General features: G+C 51.3%; 15 protein-coding genes. 5 read left to right on the top strand and 10 right to left on the bottom strand.

Going from position 1 to position 18,085, the window contains the following annotated elements; translation table 11 throughout:
• Positions 1-199: 199 nt before the first annotated feature.
• A complete protein-coding gene (gene typA, locus Kalk_RS08275; RefSeq protein WP_101893778.1) occupies positions 200-2,005 on the top strand; it encodes a translational GTPase TypA in 1,806 nt (601 codons plus the stop codon).
• Positions 2,006-2,120: 115 nt separating this feature from the next.
• On the opposite strand, the gene Kalk_RS08270 is transcribed toward typA, so the two are convergent.
• On the bottom strand, positions 2,121-2,795 hold the full coding sequence (locus tag Kalk_RS08270; protein ID WP_101893777.1) for a class I SAM-dependent methyltransferase: 675 nt from the start codon (positions 2,793-2,795) through the stop codon (positions 2,121-2,123).
• A gap of 618 nt (positions 2,796-3,413) precedes the next feature.
• On the opposite strand from Kalk_RS08270, the gene Kalk_RS08265 reads away from it, so the two are divergent.
• Positions 3,414-4,988, top strand: coding sequence for an OmpP1/FadL family transporter (locus Kalk_RS08265; RefSeq protein WP_158643379.1), 1,575 nt, complete (start codon positions 3,414-3,416; stop codon positions 4,986-4,988).
• Positions 4,989-5,122: 134 nt separating this feature from the next.
• A complete protein-coding gene (locus Kalk_RS08260; RefSeq protein ID WP_101893775.1) occupies positions 5,123-6,811 on the top strand; it encodes an OmpP1/FadL family transporter in 1,689 nt (562 codons plus the stop codon).
• Here the strand turns inward: Kalk_RS08260 and Kalk_RS08255 are convergent.
• From Kalk_RS08255 to Kalk_RS08225, 7 genes are all read right to left on the bottom strand, one after another.
• Entirely contained in the window at positions 6,799-7,581 is a 783-nt protein-coding gene (locus Kalk_RS08255; protein WP_101893774.1) for an SDR family oxidoreductase, read from the bottom strand. The genes Kalk_RS08260 and Kalk_RS08255 overlap by 13 nt on opposite strands.
• Positions 7,582-7,591: 10 nt before the next feature.
• A complete protein-coding gene (locus Kalk_RS08250; protein ID WP_101893771.1) occupies positions 7,592-8,014 on the bottom strand; it encodes a PaaI family thioesterase in 423 nt (140 codons plus the stop codon).
• 5 nt (positions 8,015-8,019) lie between these two features.
• Positions 8,020-9,210 carry a lipid-transfer protein gene (locus Kalk_RS08245; RefSeq protein ID WP_101893769.1) on the bottom strand — a complete coding sequence of 397 codons (1,191 nt, stop codon included), beginning with the start codon at positions 9,208-9,210 and terminating at the stop codon, positions 8,020-8,022.
• Complete coding sequence (locus Kalk_RS08240; RefSeq protein ID WP_101893767.1) at positions 9,207-9,647, bottom strand: MaoC family dehydratase; 441 nt, start codon at positions 9,645-9,647, stop codon at positions 9,207-9,209. The genes Kalk_RS08245 and Kalk_RS08240 overlap by 4 nt, the downstream gene beginning before the upstream one ends.
• A gap of 10 nt (positions 9,648-9,657) precedes the next feature.
• On the bottom strand, positions 9,658-10,635 hold the full coding sequence (locus Kalk_RS08235; protein WP_101893766.1) for a bifunctional MaoC family dehydratase N-terminal/OB-fold nucleic acid binding domain-containing protein: 978 nt from the start codon (positions 10,633-10,635) through the stop codon (positions 9,658-9,660).
• A gap of 169 nt (positions 10,636-10,804) precedes the next feature.
• On the bottom strand, positions 10,805-11,323 hold the full coding sequence (locus Kalk_RS08230; RefSeq protein ID WP_101893765.1) for a shikimate kinase: 519 nt from the start codon (positions 11,321-11,323) through the stop codon (positions 10,805-10,807).
• Between the two features lie 114 nt (positions 11,324-11,437).
• The gene (locus tag Kalk_RS08225) at positions 11,438-12,667 is read right to left on the bottom strand and encodes an NAD(P)/FAD-dependent oxidoreductase (RefSeq protein ID WP_101893764.1); all 1,230 of its coding nucleotides are present in this window, start codon (positions 12,665-12,667) and stop codon (positions 11,438-11,440) included.
• 166 nt (positions 12,668-12,833) lie between these two features.
• On the opposite strand from Kalk_RS08225, the gene Kalk_RS08220 reads away from it, so the two are divergent.
• Complete coding sequence (locus Kalk_RS08220) at positions 12,834-13,154, top strand: 2Fe-2S iron-sulfur cluster-binding protein (protein ID WP_101893763.1); 321 nt, start codon at positions 12,834-12,836, stop codon at positions 13,152-13,154.
• A gap of 132 nt (positions 13,155-13,286) precedes the next feature.
• Positions 13,287-13,946 carry a TetR/AcrR family transcriptional regulator gene (locus Kalk_RS08215; RefSeq protein ID WP_101893762.1) on the top strand — a complete coding sequence of 220 codons (660 nt, stop codon included), beginning with the start codon at positions 13,287-13,289 and terminating at the stop codon, positions 13,944-13,946.
• 64 nt (positions 13,947-14,010) lie between these two features.
• Here the strand turns inward: Kalk_RS08215 and Kalk_RS08210 are convergent, their stop codons facing one another.
• Together Kalk_RS08210 and Kalk_RS08205 are read right to left on the bottom strand one after the other, a co-directional pair.
• Entirely contained in the window at positions 14,011-15,801 is a 1,791-nt protein-coding gene (locus Kalk_RS08210) for a cholesterol oxidase substrate-binding domain-containing protein (RefSeq protein WP_101893761.1), read from the bottom strand.
• 35 nt (positions 15,802-15,836) lie between these two features.
• A complete protein-coding gene (locus tag Kalk_RS08205; protein WP_101896251.1) occupies positions 15,837-17,930 on the bottom strand; it encodes a CocE/NonD family hydrolase in 2,094 nt (697 codons plus the stop codon).
• Positions 17,931-18,085: the final 155 nt, after the last annotated feature.

The raw sequence follows: 18,085 nt of genomic DNA, 5'->3' as shown, positions 1-18,085 counted from the left end.
CTGATGTTTTTACGTCAGGAAACCGCCTAAGAAGCCGATTAGGCAAGCCTTGCCATGCTTCTTCCACCCTAATTCCTGCTCCTCTCCCGCTAATGGGTAAATTTGTTGCCTATTTGTAAGAACTAGCTGCCCAGCTGACACTCAATTCCTGTATACTCCGCCGCCTTAAAGTACTGTATTGGGCTGAGGCTGTAAGTTTGTGATCGAGAAAATCCGTAATATCGCCATCATCGCGCACGTTGACCACGGTAAAACTACTTTGGTTGACAAGCTGTTACAACAATCTGGCACCTTGGGTCGTAAAGACGAAGGTGAGCGTGTGATGGATTCCAATGATTTGGAAAAAGAGCGCGGGATCACCATCCTGGCCAAAAACACTGCCATTCGCTGGAATGACTACCACATTAATATTGTGGATACCCCAGGGCACGCCGACTTCGGTGGAGAAGTAGAGCGTGTTATGTCTATGGTAGACTCCGTGCTGCTGTTGGTTGACGCAGTGGACGGCCCCATGCCGCAGACCCGCTTTGTAACCCAGAAAGCGTTTGCTCAAGGCCTCAACCCTATTGTTGTTATTAACAAAATTGATCGCCCTGGTGCTCGTCCTGACTGGGTTATGGATCAGGTATTTGATCTGTTTGATCGTTTGGGTGCAACCGATAAGCAGTTGGACTTTCCGGTTATCTACGCCTCTGCCTTGAATGGCATTGCCGGAACCGATGCCGATAACATGGCTGAAGATATGAGCCCATTGTTTGAGGCCGTGGTGGATAAGGTGTCTCCCCCTGAGGTGGATTTGGACGGCCCCTTCCAGATGCAGATCAGCTCCTTGGATTACTCCAGCTTTCTGGGTGTAATCGGTATCGGTCGCATCAAGCGCGGTAAAATCAAAGCCGGCTCCCCAGTAAAGGTTGTGGATCGCGAAGGCAAAGTCCGTAACGGTAAGATACTGAAAATTATGGGACACATGGGCTTAGATCGTGTTGACGTGCCTGAAGCTGAAGCGGGCGACATCGTTTGCATTACCGGTATTGATGAGCTGTTCATCTCCGATACCCTGTGTGCGCCGGAAAAACCAGAAGCGTTGCCACCGCTGACCGTCGACGAACCGACCGTCAGCATGATCTTCCAGGTAAACACATCACCGTTTGCCGGAAAAGAAGGTAAGTTTGTTACCTCGCGCAATATCCGTGAGCGTTTAGAGAAAGAATTGATTCATAACGTTGCATTGCGCGTTGAAGACACCGACAGTCCTGACCGTTTCCGTGTGTCTGGTCGGGGTGAGCTGCACCTGTCCGTACTGATCGAAAATATGCGTCGCGAAGGTTTTGAGATGGCTGTGGGCAGCCCTGAAGTAATCATCAAAGAAATCGATGGTGAAAAGCAGGAGCCCTTCGAGCAGTTGATGATTGACATTGAAGAGCAGCATCAGGGCTCGATCATGGAGCAGTTGGGGTTACGCAAAGCAGAAATGAACGACATGGTGCCCGATGGTAAAGGCCGTGTGCGGATGGATTTCATTGCGCCTTCCCGTGGCTTGATTGGTTTCCGCTCAGAGTTTCTTACGCTCACCTCCGGTACTGGCATCATGAACTCCACTTTCTCTCACTACGGAGAGATGAAAGAGGGTGAAGTAAGCAAGCGTCAGAACGGCGTGCTGATCTCCATGATTACCGGAAAAACCCTGGGTTACGCACTGTTCAACCTGCAGGAGCGCGGCCGCTTGATGATCGATCCTGCCGTTGAAGTGTATGAAGGGCAGGTGATTGGGATTCATTCCCGCGGCAACGATTTGGTGGTAAACCCCACTAAGGCTAAGCAGCTGACCAACATTCGTGCAGCAGGTACCGATGAGAACATCGTGCTGACACCGCCGATTCGATATTCGTTGGAGCAGGCGCTGGACTTTATCGATAAAGACGAACTGGTGGAAGTGACACCTGTGTCCATCCGCATTCGTAAGAAGTTACTTAAAGAGAACGAGCGCAAGCGTACCTCAAAGTAAGCCTTGCCTAAGAAAAGCGGCTGCGGTGAAAACCCCAGCCGCTTTTTTTTGCCCGCATTAGTCCCCTGCGGACATAATTTCCTGCCTAGAATGTATTATTTTCCAATCGAGTATTTTAGGAGCTTTGGTTTTGCGGCTCTCGACTGAAGCGCAAAATGTGGCCTTTGAATTCAGATTCGAGATACTCGGTGTGGGCTGGCTTCAGATATAAACTGCTGAAGCCGTACTCAGCCATTTTTTTGCTCAGTTTGCTTTTGCGTCCCCGTCCGGGATCGACCAAGATGATTTCACAGGCTGGGTTGGCGTGATTTTCAATAAAATCAGATATCAAATTGACGTGGTCATCTTCATATAACAGGTCGCTGCCAATAATCAGATCAAAGCGGCCCAGCGTGTCTGCCGAATCAGCCCAATCAACGCGCTCGTATTCGATGGGTTTTCCTGCGTTCAGCAGGGTGTTTCTTTCTAAAAAACTCTCTGCTTCCGGGTGATTGTCGGTGGCCGTAATATCGGCATTTTGCTTGTTCAACAACAGGCTGGATAACGCCATACCGCAGCCGATTTCTAAAATTCTCAGGCCTTCCGTTTTGTAATCAGCAACGTAATTGGCCAGTACCAGGCTGGATGGCCAGATCACCCCAAATATGGGCCAGGCAGCGGATGATATGCCAAGGCTTTCAGCGATACCGTCGGGATCGTGGAATTGTTGATTATCACGCAGGGTGCAGATATGGATGTCAATGCCGCCAAACTCGATGGTTTGGTAACGAACTCGAACAGGTGAAGTCATGCTTATCCAGTTAGTCTAGTGAGGCTCGGCCAGCTATCTGAGATAAGTGACAAAACAAAATTCAGCTCAGGCTATAGGGTTTACCGATAAGATCAAGGCATTTCACCATTTATCGGGTTTTGTTTATTTCATGATCTACATTGAGCTGTATTCTGGTACATTCGTACTGTAATGATAGGGTTTAGAATCAGGTCAACCTATTAAATGAAGATAATAGTAAATATATTTGCAATACGTATTGCAAATATATTTACTATTGGACACTATGTTTACAGTTACAGAGTGAACACCAGTAAGAGCAGTGCTCTTACTGAACAAAAATAAGAAGCGCAAAGCTGGTAGAACAACTAACACAAGAAACACTACCGGGACTGGCTGGAATGAGAGGAACAGGGGAGATCTCCTATGGCGCCCAGATGTCGCTGCCGGGGGAGGTTTAGCATGAAAGTGACCATTCGGTCGATGCGCGTTCAAGGCGCCTCATTTTCTGCTCCATGATCTATCGCTCCACGGGTTTCGCGTTAGGCCTTCTGGTGATTGGGTTGTATGCCGCCAAGGAGAGCTGATGTATCACGTGAATCACTTGATGTTGGCATGGTGTTGTCATTGGGGGCGGTCATGAAGCCTCGATGGCATGTGCAGTTATGGCTGGTTGCTTTCGGTGTGTTATCTCCAATGCTGGGATACGCGAACCCGGAAGCGCCGGGAATGTATGATGCGCGCAACATGGGTATGGGCGGGGCCGGTGTGGCGCACCTCAACAGTCCGGCCGCTGTGCTGCATAACCCGGCCAATCTGGTCGAAGCCGAGGCATCGCAAAATCAGAGTGCTTTTACGTTGCTGGCTGTAAAGTTGGGAGGCTCCTTTGCCGGGCCGGACGAATATCAGGAGTCACCTTGGATTGCGGTGCCTTTACCTTTTTGGGGATATGTGGAGAAGGCCTCGAACGATTTCTCCTACGGTGCTTCTTTTTATCTTGCTTTGGGGTTTGGTGGTGGCTACGAAGACGTCAAGCGTTATGGAACCGGTAAGCCCTGCACCTATGATCCCAGCGATGTCATTATCAATGATGGTTCCGGTGGCGTAACGCTGGACCCGGATGCAATCGATAACGATCAATGTTTATCCCAAGGCAGGGAGGAGATGGTGAACATGGCTATCTTCGAGCTGGCTTTCCCATTCAGCTATCGAGTGACTGACAAATTAAAGTTGGGTGTTTCCCTGCGTTTTCCGTTTGGTATGTTCGAGCAGCAAACCACAGAAGATTTTGCCGGTGCGTTTACCGATCCAGACTCGCCGGTTGGATCCTACGGCTTGGGATTCACTCAGGTCACTTCCAAAATGTATGGAGTGGGTAACCCGGGTGTATTGCTGGGCGTTAGTTATGACGTGACAGATTATTTCACGGTTGCCGCTTCTTATCGCACCAAAACCACGACGGTCATGAAAGGCTCCACAGATGTGGTGTTGGATTCCAATATGTTGCTGGCACCCGCCATTACAACGTTTGGCGGCCTTCCGGTAGGAGACTATGCGAACCTGGTGAACTCCATTCCTGGAGTGGCTCAGTTAGTAGCTATTCGTAATACCGATGATTTGTTGGGAGTGGCAGAGAGCATTGCAACGGATATTGATTCGCAGATTTCCTGGTCTACTGCCGAGGCTATTGAGTTTGGCATTGCGCTTCAGGTAACGCCATCAGTTTTGTTTGCCATGGATTGGCGGCGTGCCTACTACTCTGATTCGAACAAGGATTTTATCGTAGAACTAAAAGAGCCCATTTTTGAAGCTACTGGCCTGGATCGGTTAGGTCAGACCCTGAATTGGGATGATTCCGATACCATAAGTCTGGGTGTGGAATGGAATTTTACACTGCACCAGTATTTGCGTTTTGGTTACAGTGCCAGTAACAGCGCTACCCCCCCTGCCTATACAAATGCGTTTACGCCACCGCCTGCCGACTATCAAGATTCGTTTTACGTTGGATACGGTGCACAAGTGGGTAAATGGATTCTGGATATCGGATTTAATTATGCTTCGGTGGAATACACCATTGACCAACCTTACGACAGTGAGGGTAATCCAGTGGATACGCCTACGTGTCGAGCAGGTCAATTGGTGAAGTCGGGATGCCCTGGACTGCAAACTGTAGAATCCTATTTCTTGGGGTTGTCTGCCAATTATCAATACTAATTAAAAAGTACGGCATCAGGTTTGGTTGTTTAAGGAAGTACGAGTCTTATCCAATGCTGCCGAGCGGCGGTGGTTGGAATGCTTTGGGTTCGATAATGATCTGGTGATTCTGTTGTTTCCGACAAGGTGAGCAAGTGAATCTATTGAACCCAAGGGCGCCATTTGCCCGTGTTTGGCGCTGTGTGTTGTGTGCATTCATATTCAATTATACCTCTACCGTTTATGCCGTCGTGGCAGACAGTCTCACACTTGGCAATGCCAAAGCGGTGTCCCTTGGGCATGCAGTTACGGCGGATCCTCCCGGTATTGATTCAATTCATTTCAATCCAGCTGGCCTGGCCAGAATCAAAGGTCGGTCATTACAGCTCAAGATGGTGGCGGCGGATTTTTCGGTGGTGATGGAAATAGGCGACTATGTTGAGCCTCGCAAATCTCAACTGCAAGCCATGGAAGCCACAGGCCTGTTTGATGATGGCTATTTTTACGATGAGGCCCGTAACGCCACCAGCGAAACGGAAGGTGCGTCATTGATGTTGCCGATTGTGGGAATGACTGACCTGCCAGTGATTATTGCCCCGTTAGGGGGTGCCTCCTACGCGCCTGCTGGTAAGAGCTACACGGTTGGCACTAATGTATATGCACCCATGATGGTGGGCTTTTATCGAGCCGAAGACGACCCTGGGCGATTTATGGGGGAGCGCCTCTCTCTTATGCATCTCACCTACTTTTCCCCCAGTATCGGGGTGAACATCAATGATCAGTTAGCCATTGGTGCGGCGCTGACGTTCAATTATGTGGGGGTCGGAATGGATCTGCCTATTCGAGCTCCCCACGCCGGACAATTATTTTTGGGAGATTTACAGAGCCAGTGTGAGTTTGCGCTAAATGATAATTTCATAGGTTTTCAGGATGTGGCTGCCGAGCTGTGTGAGGGGGAACGCTTAGGTTTGTACAACCAATTAGCGTATCTGGAGTTTGAGGTCGAGAATGGCTTGGTGCCCGGTTTTAATTTTGGGGTGCTGTGGAGCCCAACCGACTGGCTGACCCTGGGGGCCAACTATATCGCATCTTTTCCGATGGATATGGATGGCGACTTTAGATGGACCAATGGAGAAAACTGGAACAATTTCCTGGCACCGTTTCTGGTGGAGGACGGAAATGGGGTGTCATTGGCGGGTCAAATTGACGGGTTATTGCGAGTGTTTGGATGGTCTTTCCCTCAGGGGGTAAATCAAACAGAAGGAAAGGCGCAGATATCAATGGACATGCCCGAGCAGTACATGTTCGGTGCCAGTATCCAGTTGAGCGAAAGATTTAAACTGAACCTGGATTATAAATTTGCCGGTTGGTCGGCCTGGGATGTGTTGGAGGTGGAGTTTTCGGAACCGGTGGATTTTTTGAGGTTAGCGGAAATCATTCAACCTGATCTTGCCGGTAAGACACGCATAGCGTTCCCCCTTGGGTTGGAGGACACCTGGAACTGGGCGGTTGGGGTGGAGTATCAGTATTCGGATACTACGGTGCTGCGTTTGGGTATTGAGGATCGCCCAACGTCGTTACCGTCCGATGGTTTAACACCATTATTGCCATTAGGCTCAGGTACATTCTATGGCGCGGGCATAGGTATGGAATTTGATAATGGAGCAGTAATAGATTTTGCATTGGGCTATATGAGTTCTGAACTGGACATGCCTGGCGGTACTGCTGATGTTGGTAATTCGCTCGACCCCTCGAAGTTAATCTATAGCCCCTACGCCGGATCGGATATAGAGGTCGAGCTAACGATGTATTTAATGGAGTTCAGTATTACTCAGAAATTTTGACCCATCTGATACGCTTCCTGTGCCAGTTTCAGAAAGCTTGGCGGTTCACCACCGCCATACACTTCCAGTGCTGCACCACTGATATAGGCGGCTTTGCTATCGGCCAAAAACAGGCAGGCATTGGCGATGTCTTCGGGCACAGCCATGCGCCCCATGGGCAGTGATGTTTCGATAAGTTTTACACCGGCTGCACCACCATAGTGTTCGTTAGCGGCTTCGGTTTTGATCAGGCCTGCGATAATTGCGTTTACGCGCACCTGGTCTTGCCCCCACTCTTGGGCCAGCGATCGGGTTACATTAATCAGCCCAGCTTTGGCTGCGCCATAGGCGGCAGTGCCCGGGGAGGGGCGTTCGCCGGATACGCTGGCAATGTTGATAATGCTGCCACCGTTTTTGCTCATGGCGTGATATGCCTGTTGGGCAAATATCATGGGTGCAATTAAGTTTAATCGTATGATGGACTCGGTGAGCTTGGGGGGAGCATCCGCAGCATTAATCGGTGGGCTGCCACCTGCGTTATTGATCAGTACATCCAGTCGCCCTGTGGTGTGTAAAACCGACTCAATAAAGGATTGGGTTTCTTCCGGTTTGCGCACGTCGATACGGTAAAAAATGGCTTGCTTGCCGTTGGCTTCTGGCACGGTATCAGGCTCGGTGCGGCCACAGATGAAAACATCGGCACCTGCTGCCAGAAACGCCTGGCTGATACCGAAGCCCACTCCTTTGCTGCCTCCAGTGACAATAATGCTTTTACCGGTAAAGTCGTACATGTTGATCCTTTTATGATTTTGGCTTCAAGTATTTCCAGACACCGGTAGCGCGGCCCACCAGCACATCCCCGCACCAGGCTTCCCCTTCCATAAACGCCATTGACGCGGTGGAATGGGTAACTTTACCGGTGGCTTGCAGAAATTGACCAATGTTCATGGCGGCGAAAAACTGTGTGTTCATCGAAACGGTAACGGCTGGTTGCATGTTGCGATGAAAGCAGGCGTTCATACCCAGGGCTTCATCCAGCAATGTCATCAGCAAACCGCCGTGGCCTCGATTGTTGCCGCCGATGTGATGCTCATCCAATAACACGCCTACCGTTCCTTGCAGGGTGCCATCTTCGCGGGTTTCCCGTTTGTACAGTATCGGGCCGCAGCGATCGGAATAGGGTGCATAGCCCGACTGGTTGAAACCCTCAGGTATGTTGCTCATTATGCTCAGCCTCTTTCCAGAATTGCTGCGCCAGTAGGTACGCCGGCACCGGCAGTGACCAGTACATGATTGACGTTTGCCACTTGATTCACAGACGTGCCCCGTATCTGGCGTACCGCTTCAGCAATGCCATTCATACCGTGGATGTAGGCTTCACCTAGCTGGCCACCATGGGTGTTAACCGGCAGTTTTCCGCCGCGACTGATGTGTCCATCCTTGACGAAGTCTTTGGCCTCGCCGCGATCACAGAAACCGAATGCTTCGAGCTGCGGTAGAACCCACGGTGAAAAGTGATCGTAAAGACAAGCCATGTCGATATCCGCCGGTGAAAGCCCTGCCATTGAGTATACGTCATTGGCGCAGGCATCGAATTCAGGAATGCCGGATAAGGTCTCACCATAGAAAGGTGTCATCATGCGCGATTCCTTCACGATGCTTTGTCGTGCGCTGGCAATCACGGCCGGGGTGTTGGCCAGGTCCTTGGCTTTCTCTACCGACGTTACTACAAAGGCCACGGCACCATCACTTTCCTGGCAGCAATCATACAGGCGCAGTGGGTCGGCGATCATGCGTGAATTCTGGTGATCCTCAAGCGTGATGGGGCGCTCATAGAAGAATGCATTAGGGTTAGTGGCGGCGAAGTCTCGCATCGCTACCGCAACCCGGCCGAAATCTTCGCTGGTAGCACCGTATTCGTGCATGTAACGGCGTGCACTGAACGCGATCCAGGCTGCTGGAGTCATGAATCCGTAAGGGAAATAGTGGCTGAAATTAATGATGTTAGGATCAAGCGGACTGTTATTCATCATCTGGCCGCTGCCAAAGCGTAACCCGGAGCGCTCGTTAAGGGCGCGGTAGATCACAACCGTATCACACAGGCCACTGGCAATGGCGGTAGCAGCATGCACAAAGGGGCCACAGGCCGCGCCGCCGCCAAATTCAGTACGGGAGAAAAACTTGAGCTCCTTGCCGCCTACTTGGCGGAGGATTTCGTTTTCCCAGTTGTTGTCCATGCTGAAGGTGGACATGCCATCGATGTCACTGCCTTTAATTCCGGCATCGTCCAGTGCGGCTTTTACTGCCTCGCAGGCCAGTTGCATTTCGCTGCGGCCAGAATCCTTGGAAAACTCAGTAGCGCCGATACCAACGATGGCTGCTTTGCGGGACAATGTGTTGTCTATCGGTGTGCTGCTCATTGTCCATCCTCCGCCGCCAGTTGCAATACGGCAACGCCGCTTACGTGATTACCCATGCCGTTTTTCCCTTTGAAATTAACATGAGCCAGAGTGTGTTCACCCTCTTGGCTGATGTCGATCACTTCGCCGCTCATCACCATGGTGTCCCCTGGAAAGTTAGGAGCCCCCAGTTTGAACTGTATCTTTTTGATGCGGCTGCCTGGGCCAGCCCAGTCGGTAAGGTAGCGGCCAACGAATCCGTTGGTGCTGAGGATGTTCATGAAAATATCCGGTGTGCCTTTTTCCTGCGCTGCAGCTTTATCGTGATGGACGTCTTGAAAGTCTTGCGAGGCAATGGCGGTTGATACCACCAACCGGGTGGTAATGGGTAATGCGAATTCAGGTAATGTGTCGCCCACAGACAGCTCGGAGGCGTACAGGTTTTTAAATGCAGTCATGGTGTCCTCCTTATGCTTTGTCGACAGCGTGAAACAGTGGCAATGTCATGCCTTCCTGCACTTCGGTAAGTTTCATTTCAACCGCCATGCCGATATGGATGTCATTGGGTTTAGTGCCAATCAGTTGTGACACGATGCGTACACCTTCTTCCAGGTCTACCAGTACGATGGCATTGGGGTAGTCGAACGGCGGGATTTCGGGATAGTGCATCACGGTATAGGTGTACACAGTGCCTTTGCCTTTGGATTCGATGGTGCTCCAGCGAATGGACTGGCAGTGTTCGCACATGGGTTGCGGAGGGTGGCGGAGTTCGCCACAGTCTTCACACTTTTGGATCAGCAGCTTGCCACCTCTAAGTCCTTGCCAGAAATGTTCGTGGTCGTGATTTTCCACCGGATGGATGCGATTGATTTTGCCAGGAGCAGAGGCTTGTTTGGCTGCGGGTTGTTGTTTGGGCGTTTGGTATTTGAAGTAGGTGATCTTGGCTTCGGCGAATAGCTCTTCGTTCTGATCCAGAAACTCAGCCCACTGAGTTACGAAAAAGCCTTTTCCCATGCCTGTGGTTTTCAGATCGCTTATATCCACAATGGTGCTGTAATGGTGGGCGCTATCGCCTTCTTCCAGATAACGGTGGAAGGTTTGGTCATAGCTTACGGCCATTATCCCTTCGTAACCTTCTTGTTCCAGTGCCGTCAGAATTTCGTAGAGGTTGTCAGTGGTGGAGCCAGGGCCGTCGTTGCCGTTTACATCCCGCATAGACCACATCTGCATCATGGTCGGCGGTGCTACGGCTTTTTCGCCACTGAATTCGCTGTGTTGGGCGCGGTAAGCGTCATCTTGGTAGAGTGGATTACTGTCACCCATGGCGCTGCACCATTGCCAAATGTGGGTGCGGGAAACCGGGTTCCAGCTATTGTAGGGGCCCACACGCTTGTTCAGTAAAGGCTTGATACGGCTAAGAATGTCTGCCGCTGTCGCTTCCGACATGACTGCTCCCTCTTGATCCTGGTGATATCGAAAATCTGACTTGTTGTTGGTTATTCTAAGTCAGGACGCTACATCTGATTATGAGGGTAGAGTATATTAATTATGCATTATTATTGCAATTATAATGCATAATTGTGGTGTTTTAAGGGATTGGCAGCAGTAGGAGCAATCAGGCGTCGGGGTTTAGCTTCCCTAGCGCCTCAAGTACTTGGCTTATAACTTCCCCCGGGCCGTGGCGATCGCATCTCACCGTGATGTCGGCGTATTGGCGATAAAGGGCCGCCCGTTCTTCAAACAGGTGGGCAAAGGATTGCTCTGGGCGGCGGGCAATGCCGCGGGTCTCGTAATTGTGAATGCGGCGTCGCAGCTCTTCCAGTGGCACATCAAGGTAGACGATGGGGCCGCAGGATTTCAGGTAGGCCATGCCTTTTTCGCTGTAAACTGCGCTGCCGCCGGTGGCGATCACTTTTTGATGGCAGTCTGTTTCCAGAAGTACTTGTTCTTCTACGTCACGCAGCGCCAAATACCCCCGCTCTTCAAGGATTTCCTGCAGGGTTTTTCCTTCTTTTACCTGGATGGCCACATCGGTGTCGAGAAAGCCGAGGCCGAGTTCTTTCGCCAGCAAAATGCCCATTGTACTTTTGCCTGCGCCGGGCATGCCGATGAGGATGAGGCTTTGCCTTTGCATGGGCGGTTCACTCCTGGAATTCAAGGTCAGGTGGCTGGTAAAGCAACCCAGGATTTCATTCTGCGGTAGTGAGGCCGCCAGTTCAATATGTGGGCTGAAAGTAATTCCCTGTACTTATGTGTTCGTTACCAGGCTTGCTACTTCAATGCTGGTATCCGCTAACTGTGCATCGGTTACCGTGATATTTTGAGCGATCAGTTTTTTCGCCTGCATAAATTCTTTTGAGCTGTTAATGCAGTCTGCTGCCAGCACTTTGTTGTCTTGCAGGTACCAGGCAACAAATTGGTTGCTGTCGGGGTTGCCCCGCAATACGACTCGTTCATAGCCTTTGTTGAAGCCTGCGATCTGCAGTTTGATGTCGTACTGGTCGGACCAGAACCAGGGTAGGGCATGATAGGCTTTTGGTTTGCCGCAGATGGAGGCCGCAGCGGTTTTGGCTTGCTCCATGGCATTGGGAACGGATTCAAGGCGCAAGTGAAACCCTAGCAAGTCGTTGGGGTGAAAGGTGCAATCACCGGCTGCAACTATATCGGGATCGTTGGTGCAGGCGAATTCATCCACCAGTATACCGTTTTCAACCACCAGACCGGCAGCGGCTGCCAATTCCGTGTTGGGAATAACCCCGATACCGATGATTACCAGGTCGGCATCCAGAACCAGGTCATTATTGCACTGCACTTGTTGGGCTTTGTCGTTCCCCAGGATTGCTTGGGCTTGTGCGTTAAGGATGATTTTGACGCCATGTGATTCATGCAGTTTGGTGTAATAGTCGGACAGCTCCGGCGCCGTAACCCGTTCCAGAACGCGGCTCATCATTTCCAGCACCGTCACTTCCATTCCCAGTTTGCGCAGGGAGGCGGCTGTTTCCAGGCCGATGTAGCCTCCGCCTACGATTACGGCTTTGCGGTTGGCGCTGACGTCGCGCTGAATGGCCTCGGCATCCGCCAATGTGCGTAAATAATGGACGCCTTTGAGGTCGCTGCCGGGAATATCTAATTTGCGGACACGAGCGCCAGTGCATAACGCCAGTTTGTCGTAGGTCAAGGTGTTGCCACCTTCAAGTGTGATGGTTTTGTCTGCTCGATTGATGCTGGCGACGCGGGTATTAAGCAGAAATTCGATGTTTGCTTTGTCGTACACAGTGGGCTTGAAGATTTCCAGCTGGTCGGCAGTTTTGTCACCCATCAACAGGGCTTTGGACAGGGGCGGGCGGTGGTAGGGGGCTATGGCTTCATCGCCAATCACCAGAATGCGGCCTTGCCAGCCTTCTTTGCGCACACTGTTAGCCAGTTGTGCTCCGGCGTGACTGGCGCCAATGATGATGCAGGTTTGTTGCTCGGTCATTATGAATTCCTCTACAGCCGCTTTTATTTTTATGAAGCAATATTGCAATTGTTATTGCCAAAGTATACGGTGTATACTGATTGAATCAAGAGGTGTTTGATATTTGTTGCACCCTTTATAAGGTTATTTCACCGGGCTAAGATAATAAGAAAGTAGGAGTAGAGAGATGCCAACACTTGAGATTACAGACCTTGCAGGAAACGTCAGCACTCTGGATGCCACGTCAGGCGACACTTTAATGGAAGCCTTGCGTGACAACGGCTACGACGACATTCTGGCCATTTGCGGGGGCGTTTGTTCCTGCTCTTCGTGCCATTGTTATATTGAAGGGGAGTGGGCCGACAAATTGAACAAGCCGGGCGAAGATGAGCTGCAACTGGTGAGCAGTACAGAGCATTACCAGCCTAATTCACGGCTTTCCTGCCAGGTGACCCTGAACGATGATATGGATGGCATGAAAGTTACCATTGCTCAGCAGGATTATTAACATCCATCTTTCTGGGTGGGCTGATCATCTGCGTCCACCAACGCCGCGTTTTGCGGGTGTGGCTCAGCGGTCTGCACTGAGCGGTCGGATGTGTTGCTTTACTACAAGGTCTATTTGTAGTGAAATTCAGCCATGACTTCAGATCTGGATAAAAAAACATCACACCGTACCTATGGTGGTTTGAGCGAGCCCGAACGCAAACTCGAGCGTCGAGAACGTTTCCTTGAGGCTGGGCTGGAGGTGTTTGGGCGCGCTGGAATTCGTGGGGCGACGGTGCGCAAGCTCTGTAAGGAGGCAGGTCTTACAGAGCGCTATTTTTACGAATCGTTTGAGGATAGCGAAGCGCTGTTTTGTGCGGTTTATGAAAGGCAGGTGGAATCGCTGCGTGATTTCTTTATTGCCAAATTACCTGAGCTGCCTACTGAAATGGATGCCCGGATTCGTACCTGTCTGAATGCCTATTTTACGTTTATGCAGGATGATCGCGTGGTGCGGGTTCTGTATGTGGAAAGCTTGCATGGAATTGAGCGGGTGAGTACGGTGCGTCAAGCCAATCACGATATGATGTCGCAATTCGCTGCGCAGTGGATAAAGAGCGATAACCCTGAATTGACGGTGACTCTTGAATTTGCGGCTGCCGTGGCGCAGGCCATCAATGGAGCCTGTTATTCGATGTCGACGCAGTGGATGTTGGGCGGTTATAAACTTCCTATTGATATGCTGGTGGACAGCTGTTCATTGTTGGTGCTGGGTACCATGCGGGCATTAAAAGAAGAGTTCCAGCCATCATAAAAATGGGCCCGCGAGGCGCAGGCCCATACCCAATACTCGGTCGGTCAACGACCGATGCGGCAGGTTAACTCTCTAGCGGAAACAGTTTGTTCAAATGGCTGTTGGTAAATACTCCATGAGGGTCCATTGCCCTGAACTGTGCCGCAGCAGTGTCCCAATTGTTGTCGGCCGGGTAACCTTGATTCCAGGTGCGGGGGTACACTTCGGACATAATTTCCTCATTAGTCCAGGCACCGCCGAATTCGCCGTCGTCTGAATATGCGTAACACTTGGTCCATTCGGGCCTTACCAGGCCGTAGCTTGCGTAGTTGCTGTAGAACCACTGCTCCAGTCGGGTGTTGAACTCCATTGCTGCTGGTTGATCCACGTTATTGTTGATGGCAAACCAGATGATAGTGTCTTTTTCCGGGTGATCAGGGTGAGGGCGTGCGCCGGATAACGTGGGCTCAACGGCGTTGGGTATCAAGACGTCTGCGGGGTTTTCCAAACCGTGTGCTCGCAATTCCACCGGGCCGGTATAAGGATATAGGCCTCGGGATTTGAAGTCTGCCAGCAGCTCAGTAAAGAACTCATACCATTCTGCCAGTGCCCGTTGCATGTTTGCACGGGACACCACCACACCCCAGGCTGCCACGGTCAGGCGCGGCGTTTCTGGTTGAACATACAGTGTTGTGGTGTAGGCCGATCCCCAGATGTCGTTGATTTTGGTTGTGGGGTCTTCGTCTGCCAATAATGATCTTAAGCCATCTACTGAGATTTTATTGTATTGGGGCACGATGCGTGGGAATGTGCGCAATGTTGAGCTGAGCGCATCGGCCTGCCAGGGTGCGACCTTCACACCATCGGAAAGTTGGTATGGCTCCAGCACTTCGCGGCTGGATTCTGGCTTCTCCGGTGTCACGGTCCAGCTTTTCAGCCAGACGATATTCTCTGGGTTAAACGGGTAGTAGATAATATCCATGGTGCCGTGTTGATCTGACAGGTTGGAAAACGAGTTTTCGGTTTCATTTTCCGGCATAGCCAGTACTTCGTCGGCGGTAAGATCGGTGCGGCTCAATAAGCGGATTTTTAAATTTGGACCAGCTTGTATTCTTACCGAGGTAATGAAAGCGCGGGCCAGACAGGTCAATAGCGGGCCGATGGCCGGATCGTTGCGCTGATAGGTTCTTAGTTCATACTGGCCCTGATCTTCGTTCCAGGCAACGGCAGTGATTTCCAGCACCAGGTTGCTCAATGTTCCCCAGGAGTGCCCTGGTTGCAAGGTTTCGCCTAGCTGAGGAGTAGCGGCTCCGTGAGCATTCATTGCCAATGCTCCGGCAATGGATACGCCACCGGGAGCGGTGGTGTGGTATAGCCCCAGATCGTATTGTTCCAACTCGGCGCAGATGTCTTCGATGTAAGCTCCGGCACCGCAGGATGCGGATTTCACTTCATCGTCGGCATTTACGGTGATGCTGTTCATGTAATCGTGGGTGTTAACGATAACGACCTTCTGACCGCTGTGGCCACGGGGTAATAGTGTTGGCGCAAAACCGTGGCCACTGCCCAATGGGCGCAGACGGTATCCGTGATCCTTGGCCCAGTTGGCCACAGTAACCACTTCTTCGGCGCTGCGGGGTGAGCAGAACCATACGCCAGAAATTTTTGTTTCTCGAGCCCAGTTTACAAAACTTTGCTGATACAGCTCGATACCAGTAGGAAACTCTGGTGGCATCGGGATGGTGTTGCTGCCGGAGCCAGCAACGAATTTGCATCCGGGTAACACCGTGCCTGCTGCAACGGTTGCAACGGTGCCGCCTAAAAACTTACGCCGTGATAGGGATGGTCCGTGATTGTTGTTAGAAGATGAACTCATATCCTAATTACTCTCCATTTATGGTCGATAAATCATTAGTTCAGTGCGCTGGTAGGCACTATGGGCAGCACCACGCTGGATGGATATTCCGGGCTGATGTGAATAGTGGTGATTCCGCCTTCGGCCTGTGCCTGTCTTGGATAATTCAGCATGGCTTGTGCCTGGTTACTGGGGCTGATGGATATTCGAAGTTTATTGCCGCGGCGGATGATAGCGCTGGTGGGAAAGATCTCGATTTGTAATTTCACTATTTCACCCGGTACCAGTGGTTGACTGGCCTCTTCAGTGAAGTAGTGATATGGCTGGATCATTTCTCCATCCATAAATCGTGAACGAGTCACATCATTAGCCCGGCCGGAAGCCAGCAGTTGGCCATTGGTGAGAGGCAGGGATTGACGCTGTGACACTTCTTCCACCTGCACAGATACCACCGCTTCAGTCACGGTACTATCAATCCATATGTCTGCCTGAATTGGGCCGTTGATATAGTAATCTTCGGTCATGGGTTCTGATTCAAAAATCAGGCGCTGCTGGTCTACCAGGTCACTGTTGCTGAAGCAGGGGGTTGGCAGATTCAAGCCCAGTGTCCATTGATCAAAGCTGCGCGAGCATTGGGTGCCATCGTTGATGTGCAGTTCAAACCCGAGCAAGCCGTTGGCGTTGTACGCGCGACCCGAAGGGTGTTCGGGTTGCGTCATGATGGCTTCGGCTTCTGCGCTTGGTGCTGTGCGGGAAAGTTGATGGTTGTCTTGCAGGTACCAGCGCTCTGCCTGAGCTAGTGGGTGCGGCCATTCCGTGGTAGATGAAAAGTGGTCGTTGCGGAATTCTTCCGGGGTACTTTCGGTGGGGTAGTTCTTCACGAACTGAACAACGTTAGGCATCGCCTCAATGCCGGTGTCCTGCTCTTTGAGATACTTGTCAAACCATTGCAGCATCAATAGATCCACAGGTGGAACCGCTTGATTGCCCAGATGGGTGGCGACAAAGTTTACAAAGTGACTGCCATCGTAGATAACCAGACGGCTGTCGACATTGTTGTTACGTAGAATTTCGAACAGCTGGGGTTCATCCCGCTGGAATAGATCGTGTAATGCACCCAGGATGAATGTCGGCGCGGTGATTCGATCCATATTGGTGATGGGTGAACGTAACTGCCAGAATTCACCGTCGTAATTGTAGGTGGGTGCGCCATCCAGAGCGCTGTTGATCAATGGCAAGTAGTAACTATCGATTTGATCCACGTGCTCCTGGGTGACGTTGATGATGTGATTCATGTGCTGGGGTTTCAGTAACGATATCGGCAGATTTTGGGTGGCGGTGATGTGGGTTAGCTGCATCCAGGTGCTCATGAAGAGTCCGTTCAACATGCCACCTATGCCCACGGTGCCACGCATGGCGTCTCCCATGGGGAGGCTTGCGAACACGGCATCTATGGAATCCGGGCGGCGTTGTGCGGCAAATAGTGAGCTGATGGCCATGTACGATACGCCCGCCACGCCAAGTTTGCCGTTAGACCAGGGTTGTTGATGAACCCAATCCACCGCATCGGCAAAGCCGACTTGCTCTTCCTCACCCAGCAGCTCCCATCCGCCTTGCGATATGCCGGTTCCTAATGCATCAACTGCCACCTGAGCGTAGCCTCGGCGCACGATGAACGCATCACTGACGCCAAGCAGCAAGTTACCTGGTGTGCCCATCAATAAGGTGGTGAGCAGATTGGTATTGTAGGCTGACTGAGTCAGGATAACGGGAAATGGGCCAGGAGCGGGTGTACCGTTTTCATCGGCAGGCAGTGTGACAGTGGCGGCCAATTTTTTGCCACCCTGGGTAGTAATAAACTGCAATGGCAAGGTGACGGCTTTGGGGTATATGGCTGCTGGATTGTAGATTCCGCCACCGGTAACGGTTACGAGGTCTTCTGCATCCTCATCCAGAATGGGGGCCGGGTCTTCTTCGACCAGTTCAGTTTCGGGTTCACTGGAGGTTCTGCTGTTGGTTTGCGCGCCGGGATCTGAGGAGCCACCGCCACAGGCTGACAATAACAGTGTTGAGAGTAGGGCCAGAGTGGCACCGACTTTTCCGTTGATTAGCGATGATCCGACTTCTGGTGAGGTTTCCACATGATTCATCAAGCTGTCCATCCGTTACATTTTTATTGTTTTATAGGCTCGTCAGCATCCAGTTCTGACAACAAGCCCTGTCATATTATTTTTGACAGGGCTTGTTGTCAAATTGTGATGGTTGCGTTCGGGTAAAGAAATGTAACGATGGAGGGGGTGCCCTA

Origin of the sequence: Ketobacter alkanivorans (genome assembly GCF_002863865.1) — a bacterium.
GTDB classification, from domain to species: domain Bacteria; phylum Pseudomonadota; class Gammaproteobacteria; order Pseudomonadales; family Ketobacteraceae; genus Ketobacter; species Ketobacter alkanivorans.
The sequence above is the reverse complement of the archived record's forward strand: the minus strand, read 5'-3'. Positions and strand labels throughout refer to the sequence as shown.

Excerpts from the sequence above, each read along its gene's own strand:
- Kalk_RS08270 (WP_101893777.1), bottom strand. The coding sequence starts at position 2,795 with ATGACTTCACCTGTTCGAGTTCGTTACCAAACCATCGAGTTTGGCGGC.
- Kalk_RS08265 (WP_158643379.1), top strand. The coding sequence starts at position 3,414 with ATGAAGCCTCGATGGCATGTGCAGTTATGGCTGGTTGCTTTCGGTGTG.
- Kalk_RS08255 (WP_101893774.1), bottom strand. The coding sequence starts at position 7,581 with ATGTACGACTTTACCGGTAAAAGCATTATTGTCACTGGAGGCAGCAAA.
- Kalk_RS08250 (WP_101893771.1), bottom strand. The coding sequence starts at position 8,014 with ATGAGCAACATACCTGAGGGTTTCAACCAGTCGGGCTATGCACCCTAT.
- Kalk_RS08245 (WP_101893769.1), bottom strand. The coding sequence starts at position 9,210 with ATGAGCAGCACACCGATAGACAACACATTGTCCCGCAAAGCAGCCATC.
- Kalk_RS08240 (WP_101893767.1), bottom strand. The coding sequence starts at position 9,647 with ATGACTGCATTTAAAAACCTGTACGCCTCCGAGCTGTCTGTGGGCGAC.
- Kalk_RS08235 (WP_101893766.1), bottom strand. The coding sequence starts at position 10,635 with ATGTCGGAAGCGACAGCGGCAGACATTCTTAGCCGTATCAAGCCTTTA.
- Kalk_RS08230 (WP_101893765.1), bottom strand. The coding sequence starts at position 11,323 with ATGCAAAGGCAAAGCCTCATCCTCATCGGCATGCCCGGCGCAGGCAAA.
- Kalk_RS08225 (WP_101893764.1), bottom strand. The coding sequence starts at position 12,667 with ATGACCGAGCAACAAACCTGCATCATCATTGGCGCCAGTCACGCCGGA.
- Kalk_RS08220 (WP_101893763.1), top strand. The coding sequence starts at position 12,834 with ATGCCAACACTTGAGATTACAGACCTTGCAGGAAACGTCAGCACTCTG.
- Kalk_RS08215 (WP_101893762.1), top strand. The coding sequence starts at position 13,287 with ATGACTTCAGATCTGGATAAAAAAACATCACACCGTACCTATGGTGGT.
- Kalk_RS08210 (WP_101893761.1), bottom strand. The coding sequence starts at position 15,801 with ATGAGTTCATCTTCTAACAACAATCACGGACCATCCCTATCACGGCGT.
- Kalk_RS08205 (WP_101896251.1), bottom strand. The coding sequence starts at position 17,930 with ATGAATCATGTGGAAACCTCACCAGAAGTCGGATCATCGCTAATCAAC.